The following is a 17629-nucleotide window of genomic DNA, read 5'->3' on the forward strand; positions in this document are numbered from 1 at the left end:
CCGGTGAGCACCGGCCCGCCCGCCCGAGCTCGTTCAACGGCTCTCGGTGCCCTCCGGCCGGCCCGCGCCGCGCGGGGGCGCGGACCACGGCGACTCGCCGCCGGTGCGGCGGGGCAGCGGTTCGGTGGAGGACTCGGGGTACGCCAGCGTGAGCGGCGGCGTGTCCGGGTCCTTCGCCGGCACCGGCGGCCAGTCGGTGAGCGTCGGCTTGTGCTCCACCGGTGTGACGGCCGGGGTCAGCTCCGCCTCGGCCGTCGCGGGTGTGGCGGGACGCCGCCAGCGGCTCGTGCTGAACACGGCCATCAGCAGCAGCACCCCGATGAGGAACAGCGTGCCGTTGTCCAGCGGGTCGCGCAGCGGCAGCGGGTCACCGAGCAGCTTCAGGTCGTCCGGCACCCGGTCCCGCACGCTGAACGGCGCGACGAACAGCCCGAGGTACGGGACCGCGAGTAGCAGACCGGCCGCCAGCGGGCCGAACGGCGAGAAGCGCAACGTGCCGAGCAGGCCGAGCAGGATGCCGGCGACGCCCAGATAGACGGCCGGCTCGATCAGGTTCGGCGTGCTGTACGTCCCGATCTCCACCCAGCGGTCGACGGTCCGCTCAGATCCGTCCTGACCGAGCGTGACGAGCACCCAGGTGACGGGCGCCACCGCCAACCCGGCGAGGAAGCTCCAGAGATGTCGCATCCGCGCACCGTACCGTTTCCGGCATGACAGATCATCCCGCGGTCCCGCCGGGTAAGCCGACCTCGTACTCCCGCGTCACGCTCAGTCGCATCATGACCGCGGTCGATGTCAATCTGTACGGGACCGTGCACGGTGGGGTACTGATGAAATTCGTGGACGACGTTGCCGGAGCGGCCGCGGCGCGGCACAGCGGCGGCACTGCGGTGACCGCGTCCATCGACGAGATCGTCTTCTCCGAGCCGGTCCGGGTGGGCGATCTGGTGCACGCCCACGCCCAGATCAACTGGACCGGCCAGACCTCGATGGAGGTCGGGGTGAAGGTGGTCGCCGAGCGCTGGGACTCGGCCGAGGAGGAGCCGGTCCGGGTCGCCACCGCGTACCTGGTGTTCGTGGGCGTCGACGTGGGTGGCACGCCCCGGCAGGTCCGCCCGGTGCTGCCCGAGACGCCGGACGACGAGCGCCGCTTCCGGGAGGCCGAGATCCGGCGCGCGCACCGGCTCGCCCGGCGCCGCGCGATCCAGGCCCACCGCGCCGGCTGACGGGTGCCCGCCCACACCGGTGCGGGGTGCGGGGTGTGGGCGGGGCACGCCCCGTACGGCGCACCCGGCGCGGACAATGGCGGCACGAGGTAGGGCAAGATGGCGCCACGGCTCCGGCACACCGTCGTGGCGGGCCCAGGGGAGGGTGGAACAGTGGCTGACGTGCTGTGGACGCCGCCGGCGGATGTGCGGGAGCGGTCCCGGATCGGTGACTACCTGCGCTGGCTGGCCGAGCACCGCGGGCTGGAGTTCGCCGACTACGACGCGCTGTGGCAGTGGTCGGTGACCGACCTGGACGCGTTCTGGCGCTCGATCTGGGACTACTTCCAGGTGGTCGCGCACACCCCGCCGACGGCGACCCTCACCGACCGGGCCATGCCGGGCACCCGCTGGTTCCCCGGCGCGACGCTCAACTACGCCGAGAACGTGCTGCGCATGCCGGGTCTGGGCGACGACGACCCGGCGGTGATCGCGCACGGTCAGACGCGCGCGCCGGAGACGCTCACCGCCGCCGAGCTGCGCGAGCGGGTCCGCCGGGTGGCGGCCGGGCTGCGCCGCCTCGGCGTGGGACCGGGTGACCGGGTGGCCGCGTACGCGCCGAACATCCCGGAGACGTACGTACTGCTGCTCGCCACCGCCAGCCTGGGCGCGATCTTCTCCTCCTGCGCGCCCGAGTTCGGCACCCGCAGCGTCACCGACCGCTGGCAGCAGATCGAACCGACGGTCCTGGTCGCCGTGGACGGCTACCGGTACGGCGACAAGCCTGTCGACAGGCGCGCCGAGGTGGCCGCGATCCGGGCCGCGCTGCCGTCGCTGCGGCACACGGTCGCCGTCGCGTACCTCGATCCGGACGGCCCGGCCCCCGACGGCGCGCTGCCGTGGGCGGAGCTGGCGGCGCCGACGGACGAGCCGTTGACGTTCACGCCGGTGGCGTTCGACCACCCGCTCTACGTGCTCTACTCCTCCGGCACCACGGGCCTGCCCAAGCCGATCGTGCACGGCCACGGCGGCATCCTGCTGGAACACCTCAAGATGCTGGCGCTGCACCACGACCTGGGTCCGTCCGACCGGTTCCTGTGGTTCACCACGACCGGCTGGATGATGTGGAACTTCCTGGTCTCCGGCCCGGCGGTGGGCGCGGCGATCGTGCTGTTCGACGGCAACCCGGGCCACCCCGACCTGGGTGCGCTGTGGCGGCTGGCCGCCGACACCGGCACCACGTACTTCGGCACGTCCGCGCCGTTCCTGCTGGCCTGCCGCAAGGCCGGCCTGCTCCCGCGCGAGGTCGCGAACCTGTCCGCGGTGCGCGGCCTCGGCTCGACCGGCGCGCCGCTGCCGGCCGAGGGCTTCACCTGGGTGTACGAGAACGTGAGCGACCGCCTTCAGCTCCAGTCGCTGTCCGGCGGCACTGATGTGTGCACCGGGTTCGTCGGCGGCGTGCCGCTGCTGCCGGTGTACGCGGGGGAGATCGCCTGCCGGGCGCTGGGCGCGAAGGTGGAGGCCCGCTCGGCCGACGGCAGCGCGGTGATCGGGCAGCTCGGCGAGCTGGTGATCACCGAGCCGATGCCGAGCATGCCGGTCGGGTTCTGGAACGACCCGGACGGCGCGCGCTACCGGGAGGCGTACTTCGAGGTCTATCCCGGGGTGTGGCGGCACGGCGACTGGATCACGGTGAACGAGCGCGGCGGGTGCGTGATCACCGGCCGGTCCGACGCCACGCTCAACCGGGGCGGCGTACGCCTCGGCACCGCCGAGTTCTACTCCGTGGTCGAGGGGCTGGACGAGGTGGTCGACTCGGTGGTCGTGCACCTGGAGGACGACGAGGGCGGCGCGGGTGAGCTGCTGCTGTTCGTGGTGCTGGCCGAGGGCCTGGAACTCGACGACGACATGCGTAAGAAGATCTGCCGGGAGCTGCGTACGGCGCTGTCGCCGCGGCACGTGCCGGACGAGATCCACCAGGTCCGGGCCGTGCCCCGCACGCTGAGCGCGAAGAAGCTGGAGGTGCCGGTCAAGAAGATCCTGACGGGTACCCCGGTGGACAGCGCGGCGGCCAAGGGCGCCCTGGCCAACCCCGAGTCCCTGACGGCGTTCGCCGCCCTGGCCCAGCGTCGGGCCACCACCGACACCCCCGTCTCCCCGCGCTGACGCTGGAGGGTCAGCGCAGGGTGTGGGTGGTCTTCTCGGTTTCGGCGCGGGAAGGCAGGCGGGTCGGGTCGGGGTGGGCGCACGCGACCACGCTCGCGCCTGCCGTGAGCGGGGTGAGCAGCCAGTCGACCGGGTCGGGGTGGGTGGTCACGTCTACCAGGAGGCGGTCGCCCTGGGTCAGGCCCAGCTCGATCGCCCGCGCCCGCGCGCGGGCCAGCAGCGCCGCGTCCCCGTCCCCGGCGGCCGGGTACGGCGTGAAGTGGTCGCCGTGCCCGCGTACCGCCCCGACGAAGTCGGTGCAGCCAGCCGGCACCTGCCGCATCGGCAGCGCGAACGGGTCGAGCGCCAGCGCGTACCGCTCGCCGGCCGGCCACCCGGCCGCCTCGTCGACCCGGTCGACAGCCACGAACAGCGCCTCCACCGGCCCCGGCGTGCCGGCCACCGTCAGCTTCGCCGACCAGCAGCCGAGCAGCACTGCGGCGGTCTGCCAGTGCGGCGGCAGCAGCACCCCGGCCGTGTCGCCGGGCGCGGCGCCCACCTCGTCCGTGAGCAGGTTCGCGGTCTTCGCCACCCAGTTCGCGAGCGTGGCGCCGGAAAGTTCGGTGCGCTCGCCGGTGGCGTCGTCGTACCAGGTCAGCAGCGGTCGGGTGGGGTCGGTCGCGATCGCGTCGGCGAACACCCGGGCAATGTTGTCGGCCATCGGCGCGAACGATACGCGCCCCGCGTGCGTACTCGATGACAACGACAAGTCGGCGTACCGTCGGGTCGCGGTCAGCGCCTTCCGCCGGGCCCGGCGTAGGCTTGCCGAGAGTGTTCTTCCCCACAACTGCGCCACCTGAGGAGTCGCCCCGTGACCGCCGGTCGCCCGCCCCGCGTTCTCATCGACGCCACGAGTGTCCCCGCCGACCGTGGCGGCGTCGGTAGATACGTCGACGGACTGCTCGGCGCGCTGGGCCGGGTCTGCGGCACCAGCGTCGACCTGGCCGTGGTCAGCCTCCGCACCGACCTGGAGCGCTACACCCGGATGCTGCCCGGCGCGGAGGTGATCCCCGCCCCGGCGGCGGTCGCGCACCGGCCGGCGCGCCTGGCCTGGGAGCAGACCGGCCTGCCGCTGCTGGCCCAGCAGGTCGGCGCCGAGGTGCTGCACTCGCCGTTCTACACCTGCCCGCTGCGCGCCGGCTGCCCGGTGACTGTGACCGTGCACGACGCGACCTTCTTCACCGAGCCGGAGCACTACGACAAGTCGCGCCGGACGTTCTTCCGCAGCGCGATCAAGACGTCGCTGCGCCGGGCCGGCCGGGTGATCGTGCCGAGCAAGGCGACCCGCGACGAGCTGATCCGGCTGCTGGACGCCGACCCGACCCGGATCGACGTCGCCTACCACGGCGTCGACCAGGACGCGTTCCACGCGCCCGGTGACGAGGAGAAGGCACGTGTCCGGGCCCGCCTGGGCCTCGGCGACAGCAGCTACATCGCGTTCCTCGGGGCGAAGGAGCCGCGCAAGAACGTACCCAACCTGATCCGAGGCTGGGCCCGGGCGGTGGCCGACCGGCCGAACCCGCCCGCGCTGGTGGTGGCCGGCGGCCAGGGCCACGACGACGACATCGACCGCGCGGTGGCCGAGGTCCCGTCGCACCTGCGGCTGCTGCGCCCGGGTTACCTGCGCTACGCCGACCTGCCCGGCTTCCTCGGCGGCGCGCTGGTGGCGGCCTACCCCTCGTACGGCGAGGGCTTCGGCCTGCCGATCCTGGAGGCGATGGCGTGCGCCGCCCCGGTGCTCACCACGCCGCGCCTGTCCCTGCCCGAGGTGGGCGGCGACGCGGTGGCCTACACCAGCGAGGACCCGGACCAGATCGCCACCGACCTGGCCGCCCTGCTGGACGACGAGCAGCGGCGGCTGTCCCTGGCCAAGGCCGGTTTCGACAGGGCCAAGGAGTTCACCTGGGAGTCCAGCGCCGAGGTCCACATCGCGGCGTGGCGACGGGCCCGGTCCTGAGCGCCGGCTGCCGGTCCCGGGCGACCGACCGTGACGGCTCGCCCGCTTCGGGCATGATGTGCTGATGTTCTACGCCGTCATCCCGGCGGGCGGCAGCGGCACGAGGTTGTGGCCGTTGTCCCGTGCCGGCCATCCCAAATTCCTCCACCCGCTGACCGGCACCGCCGCCTCGCTGTTGCAGGCCACTGTCGACCGGTTGTCGCCGTTGACCACTCCGGAGCGCACGCTCGTGGTCACCGGTGCCGCGCACGCCGCGGCGGTGGCTCGGCAACTGGCTGGCCTGCCGGAGGAGAACATCCTGGTCGAGCCGTCGCCGCGCGACTCCTGCGCCGCGATCGCGCTGGCCGCGGCGGTGATCGCCACCCGGACCCCGGACGCGGTGATGGGCTCGTTCGCCGCCGACCACCTGATCGGCGACCCGGCCCGGCTGGCCGAGGTGGTACGGCAGGCCATCCGGGGCGCGGAGCAGGGGCTGCTGATGACTGTGGGCATCACCCCGACGCGTCCGGAGACCGGCTACGGCTACCTGGAGACCGGTGAGCCGGTGGGTGACGGCACGCTGCGCCCGGTACGCGAGTTCAAGGAGAAGCCGGCCGCCGAGGTGGCCGAGGTGTACGTCCGTTCCGGGCGGCACCTCTGGAACGCCAGCATGTTCGTCTGGCGGGTGGACGTCTTCCTGTCCGAGCTGGCCCGCCAGCAGCCGGAGCTGCACGCCGGGATCACCGCCATCGCGGCGGCCTGGGGCACCCCGGAGCAGGACGACGTGCTCGGCCGGATCTGGCCGACGCTGCCCCGGATCTCGGTCGACTACGCGGTGATGGAGGGCGCGGCGACTGCGGGCCGGGTGGGTACGGTGCCCGGCGACTTCGGCTGGAACGACGTGGGTGACTTCCACACGCTCGGCGAGGTGCTGCCCGCCGACGGCGCCGGCAACGTGGTGCTGGGCGGGGACGCCAAGCCGGGCGTGCTGCTGCACGACACCACAGGCACCGTGGTGGTGCCGCACTCCGGCCGGCTGGTGGCGACCGTCGGGGTGCACGACCTGATCGTCGTGGACACCCCGGACGCGCTGCTGGTCTGCCCGCGCGACCGCGCGCAGGACGTGAAGAAGATCGTGGACGAGCTGAAGGAACGCGGCGAGGAGGGCCTGGTCTGATCCGCCGGGCCGCCGGAGGGGGCACGCGTCCGGCGGCGCGGCGCGGTACCGGCGCGCTCAGCCGCCGGCGTGGCGGGCCAGCACCGCGAGCGCCGGCGGCACGAGCTGGGCGGTGGCGTGGGCGAGCGGCTCGGGCAGCCGGTCCGGCGTGAACCAGCCGAGCGCCTCGGATTCCGCGCTGACCCGCTCGACCGCGCCCGCCGGGGCCAGGGCGGCGTACCGGACGTCGTAGTGGAACGACCCGCCCTGGCAGGTGACCTCGTGGATGTCCACGTCGATCGGCTCCGGCTCGACGGTCAGGCCGGTGATGCCGGACTCCTCGGTGGCCTCGCGCAGAGCGGCGGCCGCGAGCGTCCGGTCGCCGGGCTCGCAGTGCCCGCCGAGCTGCATCCACCTGCGGATCTTGCCGTGCAGGCAGAGCAGCACCCGGCCGTCCGGGTCGAGCACCAGCGCGCTCGCCGTGACGTGCCCGGCGCGGTGCGTCCGGCTCATCGCGACCGGCCCGTCGGCCAGCAGCGCCAGCGTGCGGTCCCGGGCGGCGCCGGCGGCGGGGCTGGTCGCCGTCCAGCGGCTCAGCGTCGCGACGGCGTCGGCGTGCAGTTCGGTGTACGAGGTGAGGTCGGGCACCCGGACACTCTACGAGCGCCGTCTCCGTACCCTGGCGCGGTGACCCTGCGACTCGTCGAGTTCCTGGTGGCCGGGAACGAAGCAAGCGACCTCCTGCCGGTGCGGTCGGCCGCGCTGCTGCGGGCGCACGGCGCGCGCCGCGGCTTCTGGACCGTGCTGGACGAGGGGCCGGTCGAGCAGTGCCTGGCGCTGCTGCTGGAACGCGACGACGGCCACTGGGAGGCGCACCACGTGGCCGCCGACGCGGGCCCGGAGAACGGCCGCACCGAGGACGGCGAGGCGCTGGCCCACCACGACGGCTGGGTGTACGTCTTCGGCTCGCACTTCGGGTCCAAGCGCGGCCCGCTGCGGCCCCGGCGCGCGTTCGTGGCCCGGTTCCGGGAGGACGACGCGGTGGCCGGGCCGCTGCCGGTGCACGTGGTGCGCAACCGCTTCCGGCTGCACCGGGCGGTGAACGACGCGCTCGCCGCCGCCCCGCTGACGCTGCTGCCGGCCGGTGACCGGGTCCGGGAGCGGTTCATCGTGGAGACGCTGGCCCGGGGCACCGCCCGCGCCAAGAGCTGGGTGACCCGGCTGGCCGCCGACGACCTGCCGGTCAACGTGGAGGCGGCGGCGTTCACCCCGGCCGGTACGGCGCTGCTGGGCCTGCGGTTCCCGGTGACCGCCGCGGGGGAGCCGGTCTACGTCGAGCTGGCCGGCGTACCGGAGATGTTCGACGACCCGGAGCACTCGGGTGACCTGCGGGCGCTCGGGGCGTACGCGCTGACCGGGGTGACGCCGCCCGGCGCGCTCGCCGGCTTCCGCGCGATTACGCCGACCGGCGACGGCGGCTACGCGGCGGTGACCGGGTCGATCGACGCGCTGGGCAAGGGTTCGGTGCTGCTTGACGACCACCCGCACGGCGGTGAGGTGACCTCCCGGCACGTGCGGTTCCGGCACGACGCGGGCGGGGACGCCCTGGTGGCGGGGGAGGTGGTCGCGGAGCTGGCGCCGTTCCACCATGTGGAGGGGCTGGCCGAGCTGGCGGGACGCTGCTATTACGTCACCGACGAGGACCATCGGGTGGCGCTCTGGATCGGATGAGCGAGGGCCGGGCGGCACCCCTGCGACTGAAGTCGCAGACCCTCGTGGTGCCACCCGGCCACGCCCGTCAGCCGGCGTCCGGGTCGATGTTGCGCCCCGGCGTCGGCAGGCAACAGAGAGTTTGCCCAACCCGCCCACCCGCCGTCGAGGTTTTTCACCTGACGCTTAAAGATGGAGATTAGTGCCGGCAGGTACAGTGCGAAGTGTGGCTGGCACCCCCGCCGTCCGCACGGGAGCAATCCATGTTGAAGATCATTTTTTCGGGCGAGGACGTCCTGCGGACCCGGGTCGCACCGGCCGCGGACCCGCTCTGGGAGCTGGTCCTCAGCCTGCACCTGCTCCAGGGGCGCAGCCGGGACCCGATGATGACCACGTGGCGGCGCACCGTGGCGCACGGACTGCGGACCGACACCGACGCCGAGCAGTACCGGCTGCTGCTCGCGCTCAACCCGCCGCGCGGCTACTTCCCCGACTTCCTCACCCCGTCCGCCAGCCGGGAGGGCATCGAGGCCGGGCTGGACGCCGTCCGGGGCACCCCTGTGGACATGCTGCGCCGCGACCTGACGCGGCTGGCCGGGGAGACAGCGCTGCCGTCGTCGGCCAGTGCGCTCGCCCGTGGTGAGCCCGCGACGCTGCACCACCTCACCGACGCCATGGCCCGCTACCAGTCGCTGGCGGTCACGCCCTACTGGGCCCGGGTGCAGGCGGCGGTCGAGGCGGACCGGGCCCGGCGTGCGCGCGCCATGCTCGACGGGGGCGCCGAAGGGCTGCTGGCCAGCCTGCGGCCGAACATGCGCTGGGTCTCGGGCGTGCTGGAGGTGCTCGACTACCCGGACACGCGGGAACTGCACCTGGACGGCCGGGGGCTGCTGCTCGTGCCGTCGTTCTTCTGCTCGCGTACGCCGGTGGCGCTGGTCGATCCGACGCTGCCGCCGGTGCTGGTCTACCCGGTGGACCGGCTCGCCGGCCTGACGCCCGCGTCCGGCGCCGCCGCGTCACCGCAGGGCGAGGCGCTCGCCGCCCTGCTCGGCCGTACCCGCTCCCGGGTGCTCCAGGCCGCCGACGACGGCTGCACCACCGGCGAGATGGCCCGCCGGCTGCGCATCTCCGCCGCCGCGGCCAGCCAGCACACCACGGTGCTGCGCAACGCGGGACTGCTGGTCAGCCAGCGTGACCGCAACACCGTCCTGCACACGCTCACCCCGCTGGGCCGGGCCGTCCTCGACGCCTGAGCACGCCCGCCGGAGTCAGAGCGCCAGCGTGGCGCTCGCGGCGCTGCCGGACGGGGGCGGGAGCAACGTCGAGTCGATCCCCTCCGCGGCCAGCGCGGCGCGCAGGCGCTGCAAATCCGCGCCGAACCGGACCAGGTCCGCCCGGTCCACCGGGGTGGGCGCCGCGCCGAGCAGCAGGCCGGTGGCCGAGGCGGGCCAGCCGGGCACCGTCGCGGCCAGTCCGTCGCGTACCTCGTCGTCGGTGACGTGGGTGAAGACGGTGCCCGGCGCGACCACGTCGGCCACCGCCTCGATCGCCCGCCGCACCGCGTCCGCATCGGCGGGCTCGGGGCCGACCCGGTCCGCGAGCGTCGCCGCCGCCCGCAGACCGGCGGCGCGCGCCTCGGCCGTGCCGAGCGAGAACAGGTCCATCGAGGCGTCGCGCACCAGCGTGCGGGCGCCCTCGTCGTCGTCCCGGGTCGCGGCGAGGTAACCCCGCACCACGGCGACCGGCACCTGGTCGCACTTGCCCTTGATCAGCTCACCGGCCGCTGCCAGCTCGTCGACCACCGCCATCTGGGTGACGAACAGCTCGTTGCCGTACGGGTCGACCTCGCCCCGGTGGTCGCGGATCGCCGGCATGCCGGCGACCCCGAGCGCCACGTCGGTGAGCCCGTTGCGCCACGGCCGGCCCATCGTGTCGCTGACGATGACCGCCACGTCGAGGCCGTACCCGTCGCGCAGCGCGGCGCGCAGCGCCCGGGCGGACGCGTCCGGGTCGACGGGCAGCAGGACCAGCCGGGTCTTGTCCACGTTCGAGGCGTCGATGCCGGCGGTAGCCATCACGAACCCGTGGTGGGTCTGCACGATCCGGGTCGCGCCCCGCGTCGCCACCACCCGGACGGTCTCCCCGGCCAGGATGCGGTCCCGCTCGGCGAGCCGTTCCGGGCCGTCGGCCGGCACGTCGACCAGCCGGCCCTCTGCCTTCGACACGATCTTGCTGGTGACCACCAGGACGTCGTGGTCGCGCAGCCAGGGCGCCGCACCGGTGATCAGCGCCGCCAGGTCGTCGCCCTCGGTCACGTCGCCGATGCCCTGCACCGGCAGGATCTCCAGCCTCACATCAACTCCAGCGCGGCGCGCACCATCGCGGCGGTCGCCGCCTCGTCGGTCATCCGCAGCGGCGCCGCGCGGACGGTCACGTCCGGCACCACGGTGCCCTCGTCCTCCGGCGCGACCAGCCAGCCGTCGAGCAGGCCGCCCGCCGGCCGGGCGCCGTAGAGGCCGCCCACGCCGGCCGCGCTGCACTCCACGCCGAGCACGGCGAGGCAGCGGTCGGCCATGCCGCGTACCGGCGCGCCGCCGATGATCGGGGACACCCCGATCACCGGGGCCGGTCCGCCGGTCACCGCTTCGCGCAGACCGGGCACCGCCAGCACCGGCGCGATGCTCACCACCGGGTTGCTCGGCGCGATCAGCACCACGTCCGCGGCGGCGATCGCCTCGACCACGCCGGGCGCGGGCTTCGCCGCGTCGGCGCCGACGAAGACGAACCGGTCGGTGGGTACGCCTGCTCGATGGCGAACCCACCACTCCTGGAAGTGGATCGCCCGCCGGCCCTGCTCGTCGGTGACGACGGCGTGGGTCTCCAGGCGGTCGTCGGTGGCGGGCAGCAGCCGTACGCCCGGTTGCCAGCGGGCCGCCAGCGCCTCGGTCACCTGGGACAGCGGGTAGCCGGCGTTGATCATCTGGGTGCGCACCAGGTGGGTGGCGACGTCCTTGTCGCCGAGGCCGAACCAGCTCGGCTCCGCGCCGTACGCGGCCAGCTCGTTCTTCACCGTCCAGGTCTCGCCCGCCCGGCCCCAGCCGCGCTCCGGGTCGGCGCCGCCGCCGAGCGTGTAGAGCACGCTGTCCAGGTCGGGGCAGACCTTCAGCCCGTGCAGCAGCAGATCGTCGCCGACGTTCACCACGGCGGTCACCTCGGCGCCCACCTCGCGGGCGTACGCCCGCACGCCGAGCAGGAAACGGGCGCCCCCGATGCCGCCGGTCAGTACCACGATGCGCATGGCGTCCATCCTTCCGCACGCGCCGCCGTCGATCGTCCGGTGGCCGGAGAGACTACGCTCACTTCGGCAACTGTCCGCTTTCGTCCCCTGGGGGAGTCCGTGACCAGCCCCGCCGAGCCCGCGTCCGGCGACGCCGCGCAGGCCAGCCAGTTGATCAAGCCGTTGCGCGAACTCGCAGCGCTCGTCCTTCTCGGCGCCAACGCCGTGCTTCTCTTCGTCGGCCTGGTGCGCCTGCTGCCGATCGACGACTACAGCACGGCCAGCGGCCGGGCCGGGAGCACGTATTTCACCTTCGTCGGCCTGGAGTCGACGGTCCTGCCGCTACTCGCCGTCCTGATCGCCACCGCGATCCTCCCGGTCGTACCGAAGGCCAAGCTGATCACGCAGGTGGCGCTCGTCGAGTACGCCGTGTCCGTCGTGTTCGGCGCGCTGACGTTCCTGATCTGGCTGGTCGGCCGGCTCGCCGACGGTGAGGTGCTGGACGCGTTCCTCGGTCTGCTCACCCGCGTGGCGTGGCTGGCGATCTTCGGGGTCGCCGCGTTCGTGGTGTTCAAGATCTGGCGCACGCTCTACTACGTGCCGAAGCCCAAGCCGCAGCCGGGCGTGTACGGCCAGGCCCAGCCCGGCTGGCCGCAGCAGCCGGGTCAGCCCGGCGGCTACCCCGGTCCGGGCGGCTACCCGCAGCAGCCCGGCCCGGGCTTCCCGCAGGCCGGCTCGCCGCCGCCCGGCTGGCCGCAGCAGCCCGGTCCGTATGGCCAGCCGCAGTCGGCGCCGCCGTTCAACACCGCCCCGCCGCATGCGCCGCAGTCCGGCCCGCCGTCCGCCGACCCGCAGTCCGGCGTGCCGTACGCCGGTCCGCAGCAGCCGCCGCAGTACGGCTCGTCGCAGTCGGCGCCGCCGTTCGGCCAGCCGCCGTCGGCCGACCCGACGCAGGCGATCCCGCGCCAGTCCGCCGAGCCGGGCGCGCCGTCGGCCGCCGCCGACGACGAGCGCACCCAGCGGTTCGACCGCGAGGACCCGAACCAGCCCCGCTCAGGTCCGGGCGGGGGGGGACGGAGCATCGTCGCCCGCCGCCACCTCGGGCCCGCCACCAGCCCGCACCGTCCCGCCCGCCGCTGTGCGGGGGACCACCCGGTTCGTCCCGCTGCCCGGATCGCGACCGGGGGCGGGCATCCGGCCGTGCGGCAGCGCCTAGGCTGGGCGGATGGTTGATCGCAGCGAGCCCGAACCGACCGAGGCGAGCATCCGGCGGGCACTGGGGCGGGCCGCCACCGGCCGGGCGCTCGACGCCGGCGAGGCGAGCGCGCTGCTGGCCGCTCGCGGGCCGATGCTCGACGACCTGCTCCGGATCGCCGGCGACATCCGCGACGCCGGGCTGCGCGACGCCGGGCGGCCGGGCGTGGTCACGTACTCGAAGAAGGTCTTCATCCCGCTGACCCGGCTCTGCCGGGACCGCTGCCACTACTGCACGTTCGCCACCGTGCCGCACCGGCTGCCCGCCGCCTACCTGGAACGCGACGAGGTGCTGGCGATCGCCCGCGAGGGCGCCGCGCAGGGCTGCAAGGAGGCGCTGTTCACGCTCGGCGACCGGCCCGAGGAGCGGTGGCCGGCGGCCCGCCGTTGGCTGGACGAGCGGGGCTACGACTCGACGCTGGACTACCTGCGCGCCTGCGCGGTGGCGGTGCTGGAGGAGACCGGCCTGCTGCCGCACCTGAACCCGGGCGTGCTCACCTGGTCGGAGCTGCAGCGACTCAAGCCGGTCGCGCCGAGCATGGGCATGATGCTGGAGACCACGGCCACCCGGCTCTGGTCCGAGCCCGGCGGCCCGCACTACGGCTCGCCGGACAAGGAACCCGCGGTACGCCTGCGGGTGCTCGACGACGCCGGCCGGGTCGGGGTGCCGTTCACCACGGGCATCCTGATCGGCATCGGCGAGGACCGGGCCGAGCGGGTCGACGCGATCTTCGCGATCCGCCGGGCGATGCGGGAGTACGGCCACCTCCAGGAGGTGATCGTGCAGAACTTCCGCGCCAAGCCGGACACCGCGATGCGCGGCATGCCGGACGCGGAGCTGCACGACCTGGCCGCCACAGTGGCGGTGGCCCGGGTGCTGCTCGGCCCGAAGGCCCGCATCCAGGCCCCGCCGAACCTCATCGCGGGCGAGTACGACCTGCTGCTGCGCGCCGGCATCGACGACTGGGGCGGCGTCTCCCCGGTCACGCCCGACCACGTCAACCCGGAGCGGCCCTGGCCGCACCTGGACGAGCTGGCGGCGCGTACCGCGAGTGCCGGGTTCACGCTGCGCGAGCGGCTGACCGTCTACCCGGAGTACGTCCGGGCGGGCGAGCCGTGGCTCGATCCGCGCCTGCTGCCGCACGTCACAGCGCTCGCCGACCCGGCAACCGGGCTCGCGGTCGAGGCGGCCCGCCCGGAGGGACGGCCCTGGCAGGAGCCGGAGGAGGTGTACGGCGGCCGCACCGACCTGCACGTCACCATCGACGTCACCGGCCGTACCGACGACCGGCGGGGCGACTTCGACAGCGTCTACGGCGACTGGGCCGAGGTGGCCGGCAAGGTGGCGCCGGAGGCGCGCGCCGGCGTACCAGTGGGTGGTGGCGCGGACGCCGACCTGCGCGCGGGCCTGCGGCTCGCCGCTGACGACCCGGCGGCGCTGCTGACGCCGGCGCACGAGGCCGAGGCGCTGGCGCTGTTCGGCGCGGACGGCCCGGCGCTGGACGAGCTGTGCCGGCTCGCAGACGACGCGCGCCGGGACGCGGTCGGCGACGACGTGACCTACGTGGTCAACCGCAACATCAATTTCACGAACGTCTGCTACGTGGGCTGCCGGTTCTGCGCGTTCGCCCAGCGGGAGAGCGACGCCGACGCGTTCCGGCTCTCGCTGGAGCAGGTCGCCGACCGGGCCGAGGAGGCGTGGACCGCGGGCGCGACCGAGGTGTGCCTCCAGGGCGGCATCGACCCGAAGATGCCGGTGACCGGTTACGCCGACATCGTCCGCGCGATCAAGGCGCGGGTGCCGGACATGCACGTGCACGCGTTCTCCCCGATGGAGATCGTCACCGCCGCCGCGAAGGCCGGCGTGCCGGTGCGGGAGTGGCTGCTCCAGCTCCGCGAGGCCGGGCTGGACACCATCCCGGGCACCGCCGCCGAGATCCTCGACGACGACGTGCGCTGGGTGCTCACCAAGGGCAAACTGCCGGCCTCCGCCTGGGTCGAGGTGGTGAGCACGGCCCACGAGCTGGGCATCCGGTCCAGCTCCACGATGATGTACGGCCACGTGGACCACCCGGGCCAGTGGCTGGCCCACTTCCGGGTGCTGGCCGGCGTGCAGGACCGTACCGGCGGGTTCACCGAGTTCGTGGCCCTGCCGTTCGTGCACACGAACGCGCCGATCTACCTGGCCGGCATCGCCCGCCCGGGCCCGACCTGGCGGGAGAACCGGGTGGTGCACGCGATGGCCCGGCTGCTGCTGCACGGCCGGATCGACAACATCCAGTGCTCCTGGGTGAAGCTCGGCGACGCGGGCACCGTGGAGATGCTGCGCGGCGGCTGCAACGACCTGGGCGGCACGTTGATGGAGGAGACGATCTCCCGGATGGCCGGCTCGGGCAACGGGTCGGCCCGTACCGAGGAGCAGTTGCGCGCCATCGCGACCGCCGCGGGGAGGCCGTTCCGCAAGCGGACGACCGCGTACGGTCACGCCCGCGCCTGAGGTCGAACCTTTCCCCGCCGCGGCCCGTACCTGTGGATGCCGGCGGCGGTTTCGGCGAGGACCGCCGCCGGTGACCCCGAACCGGGGCCCGGCGGTGTCCGGGCGCCCGGCCCGCTGCGGCGCTGCGGCGCCGGTCCGGAAAGGTTGCCGATGAGCACTGACGAGACCACCGAGGCGCCGAAACGGCGGACCTGGCCGCGGTTGACCCGCAGGCAGACGCTCACCGCCGCGGCGAGCGCGACACTGGGCGCCGCCGCCCTCACCGTGCCGGGCCTGTCCGCCGCGCAGAACGCCCCCACGGCGAACCGGCGCGACGAGCCGATCGTGGTCCATCTCCGCGACGCCGCGGCCGGCGTCATGGACGTCTTCGTCGGCGCCAACCGGGTCGAGGTACGCGACCGCGGCCTGGCCGACCGCCTGGTGCGCGCCGCCGGCCGGCGCTGATCCCACCCTCCGCCGGCGCGGGCTCCCGGCGCCGGTTCCGACTTCCGTTCCCCCGACGAAGGTGCGTCCGCCATGTCCTCTCACCGCGAGGCCCCGGAGATCGCCAAGGATCCGGTCGCCGACAGTTCCGACCTGTACGCGTTCGTCACGCCGAGCCAGCCGGACACGGTCACGTTGATCGCCAACTACGTGCCGGTGCAGCTTCCGTCCGGCGGCCCGAACTTCTTCGAGTTCGGTGACGACGTCCGGTACGAGATTCACATCGACAACGACGGGGACGGTTATCCGGACGTCACCTATCGTTTCGAATTCACTACCGAGATCACGAACCAGAACAGTTTTCTCTACAACACCGGGCCGATCGAGTCGCTGGAGAGCAAGAACTGGAACCGGCGCCAGTTCTACCGGCTGACCCGGATCGCGGACGGTCGCGCCCGTGTGCTGGCGCACAAACTGCCCTGCCCGCCGTGCAACGTCGGCCCGCTGTCCACGCCGAACTACCAGAACCTGGTCCGGCAGGCGACGTTCAAGCTGTCCACCGGCGAGAAGGTGTTCGCCGGGCAACGCGCCGACGGTTTCTTCGTCGACCTGGGCGCGGTGTTCGACCTGGGCACGCTGCGGCCGTTCCAGCAGTTGCACGTCGCCGGCAAGAAGCTGTTCCGGACCGAGGGCGAGCCGGTGAACGCGCTGGACCGGCTCAACGTGCACAGCCTCGCCGTGCAGGTGCCGCTGCGCCAGGTACGCCGCAAGGCGTCCCGCTACGGCTACGCCGACCGTGCCTCGACGATCGGGGTCTGGACCAGCGCGTCCCGCCAACAGGTGCGGGTGCTGGGGGACCGGGTCGCTGCCGACACCGCCGCCGGGCCCTTCACGCAGGTGTCGCGACTCGGTAACCCGTTGTTCAACGAGGTCATCGTGCCGATGTCCAGGAAGGACGTGTGGAACACGCTGCCGCCGTCGGAGGACAAGCGGTTCGCCGGGTTCGTGGAGCGGCCCGAGCTGGCCGGACTGCTGCCGGCGCTCTACCCGGGCGTGTTTCCCAATCTGGACGCGCTGAACAAGTCCAAGAAGCCGCGTGCCGACCTGGTGGCGATCCTGCTCACCGGCGTCCCGGCCGGACTGATCGACGGCTTCGCCAACACCACCGGCGACGTGCAGGCGGACATGCTGCGGCTGAACACGGCGATCCGGCCCAGCCGTACCCCGGACCGGTTCGGTGTGCTCGGCGGCGACCTGGCCGGCTTCCCCAACGGCCGCCGTCCCGCCGACGACGTGGTGACGATCGCGCTGCGCGCCATCGCCGGGCTGACCGTGCCGCTGGTCGACAAGACGTTCCGGCCGGACGCCGCCGCGGCGGCGGTGACACCGGGCCTGAGCGCGGCCGACGTGACAGCGCCGTTCCTGGCCGACTTCCCGTTCCTCGGCACGCCGTACGACGGGTTCGGCAACCCGCAGGCGAAGAAGTCCTGACGGGAGCCGGCGAATGTCACACCATCACGATCTCGGCCCGTCGGAGGTCGGCAGCGTCGTGCTCGACCTCGGCGGGGACCGGGGCGCGCTGATCATCCACACCGGGCGGGACCTGCACGGCCGGGAGATCGAGATCAGCCGCGTGGACCTCGACGGCCCGCGGACCCACTCCGCCGTACGCGAGCGGCACGTCCGGGACGGGGTGTTCCACAGTGCGGTCTACCCGGATCTGGAGGCGGGTGTGTATACCGTCTGGTGGGACGAGAGTACGTCCGCCGGCGCGATCTCGGTCACCGGTGGGTCGATCGCCGAATTCGTTTGGCCCACCAGCTCACCAGCCCGCTTGGACTGATCCGTCAGTCGCGCCGGAACCCGCGCCTCGTCCACATGATGGACGGGGCGCGGTCGGCGTTGGACGGCTCGACGGGCGGTACCGCGGGAAGCGGGTTACCCTTTGCCCCACCAATTCTGATCT

The 17629-nt window shown here is 73.7% G+C and carries 15 protein-coding genes and 1 pseudogene; 11 read left to right on the forward strand and 5 right to left on the reverse strand.

All coding sequences use genetic code 11. From position 1 onward, the window contains the following. Positions 1 to 33: 33 nt before the first annotated feature. Positions 34 to 687, reverse strand: a complete 654-nt coding sequence (locus tag AC2CHG_RS05140) for a hypothetical protein (RefSeq protein WP_484524250.1) — start codon at positions 685 to 687, stop codon at positions 34 to 36. A gap of 23 nt (positions 688 to 710) precedes the next feature. Here AC2CHG_RS05140 and AC2CHG_RS05145 point away from each other — a divergent pair, with 23 nt between their 5' ends. Both AC2CHG_RS05145 and AC2CHG_RS05150 read left to right on the forward strand, forming a co-directional pair. Continuing rightward, complete coding sequence (locus AC2CHG_RS05145) at positions 711 to 1226, forward strand: acyl-CoA thioesterase (protein ID WP_484524251.1); 516 nt, start codon at positions 711 to 713, stop codon at positions 1224 to 1226. A gap of 153 nt (positions 1227 to 1379) precedes the next feature. Beyond that, positions 1380 to 3371, forward strand: a complete 1992-nt coding sequence (locus AC2CHG_RS05150; protein WP_484524252.1) for an acetoacetate--CoA ligase — start codon at positions 1380 to 1382, stop codon at positions 3369 to 3371. Between the two features lie 10 nt (positions 3372 to 3381). On the opposite strand, the gene AC2CHG_RS05155 is transcribed toward AC2CHG_RS05150, so the two are convergent. Then, complete coding sequence (locus tag AC2CHG_RS05155; RefSeq protein WP_484524253.1) at positions 3382 to 4071, reverse strand: TIGR03089 family protein; 690 nt, start codon at positions 4069 to 4071, stop codon at positions 3382 to 3384. A gap of 150 nt (positions 4072 to 4221) precedes the next feature. On the opposite strand from AC2CHG_RS05155, the gene AC2CHG_RS05160 reads away from it, so the two are divergent. Both AC2CHG_RS05160 and AC2CHG_RS05165 read left to right on the forward strand, forming a co-directional pair. Further along, entirely contained in the window at positions 4222 to 5367 is a 1146-nt protein-coding gene (locus AC2CHG_RS05160) for a glycosyltransferase family 4 protein (RefSeq protein ID WP_194798512.1), read from the forward strand. A gap of 64 nt (positions 5368 to 5431) precedes the next feature. After that, positions 5432 to 6523, forward strand: a complete 1092-nt coding sequence (locus AC2CHG_RS05165; protein ID WP_262012477.1) for a mannose-1-phosphate guanylyltransferase — start codon at positions 5432 to 5434, stop codon at positions 6521 to 6523. Between the two features lie 57 nt (positions 6524 to 6580). Here AC2CHG_RS05165 and AC2CHG_RS05170 read toward each other — a convergent pair whose 3' ends face one another. Further along, positions 6581 to 7150 carry an NUDIX hydrolase gene (locus tag AC2CHG_RS05170; protein WP_366624098.1) on the reverse strand — a complete coding sequence of 190 codons (570 nt, stop codon included), beginning with the start codon at positions 7148 to 7150 and terminating at the stop codon, positions 6581 to 6583. A gap of 39 nt (positions 7151 to 7189) precedes the next feature. Here AC2CHG_RS05170 and AC2CHG_RS05175 point away from each other — a divergent pair, with 39 nt between their 5' ends. Continuing rightward, the gene (locus AC2CHG_RS05175) at positions 7190 to 8233 is read left to right on the forward strand and encodes a hypothetical protein (protein WP_402810300.1); all 1044 of its coding nucleotides are present in this window, start codon (positions 7190 to 7192) and stop codon (positions 8231 to 8233) included. Positions 8234 to 8475: 242 nt separating this feature from the next. Continuing rightward, the gene (locus AC2CHG_RS05180; protein WP_366624102.1) at positions 8476 to 9465 is read left to right on the forward strand and encodes an ArsR/SmtB family transcription factor; all 990 of its coding nucleotides are present in this window, start codon (positions 8476 to 8478) and stop codon (positions 9463 to 9465) included. 15 nt (positions 9466 to 9480) lie between these two features. Here the strand turns inward: AC2CHG_RS05180 and AC2CHG_RS05185 are convergent, their stop codons facing one another. Together AC2CHG_RS05185 and cofD are read right to left on the reverse strand one after the other, a co-directional pair. Then, the gene (locus tag AC2CHG_RS05185) at positions 9481 to 10566 is read right to left on the reverse strand and encodes a coenzyme F420-0:L-glutamate ligase (protein WP_484524254.1); all 1086 of its coding nucleotides are present in this window, start codon (positions 10564 to 10566) and stop codon (positions 9481 to 9483) included. Beyond that, complete coding sequence (gene cofD, locus AC2CHG_RS05190) at positions 10563 to 11510, reverse strand: 2-phospho-L-lactate transferase (RefSeq protein WP_484524255.1); 948 nt, start codon at positions 11508 to 11510, stop codon at positions 10563 to 10565. The genes AC2CHG_RS05185 and cofD overlap by 4 nt, the downstream gene beginning before the upstream one ends. Positions 11511 to 11609: 99 nt before the next feature. On the opposite strand from cofD, the pseudogene AC2CHG_RS05195 reads away from it, so the two are divergent. From AC2CHG_RS05195 to AC2CHG_RS05215, 5 genes and pseudogenes are all read left to right on the forward strand, one after another. Next, a pseudogene (locus AC2CHG_RS05195) lies at positions 11610 to 12542 on the forward strand (hypothetical protein); the annotation flags it as partial. A 172-nt stretch (positions 12543 to 12714) separates the two neighbouring features. Then, positions 12715 to 15240 (forward strand): bifunctional FO biosynthesis protein CofGH, encoded by a 2526-nt coding sequence (locus tag AC2CHG_RS05200; RefSeq protein WP_484524256.1) that lies wholly within the window; start codon positions 12715 to 12717, stop codon positions 15238 to 15240. Between the two features lie 150 nt (positions 15241 to 15390). Continuing rightward, complete coding sequence (locus AC2CHG_RS05205) at positions 15391 to 15684, forward strand: hypothetical protein (protein ID WP_366624111.1); 294 nt, start codon at positions 15391 to 15393, stop codon at positions 15682 to 15684. Positions 15685 to 15756: 72 nt separating this feature from the next. Further along, positions 15757 to 17154 (forward strand): DUF4331 domain-containing protein, encoded by a 1398-nt coding sequence (locus AC2CHG_RS05210; protein ID WP_262012468.1) that lies wholly within the window; start codon positions 15757 to 15759, stop codon positions 17152 to 17154. 13 nt (positions 17155 to 17167) lie between these two features. Further along, a complete protein-coding gene (locus AC2CHG_RS05215) occupies positions 17168 to 17506 on the forward strand; it encodes a hypothetical protein (protein WP_013284160.1) in 339 nt (112 codons plus the stop codon). Positions 17507 to 17629: the final 123 nt, after the last annotated feature.

This window comes from Micromonospora sp. ATLC20 (assembly GCF_057196585.1).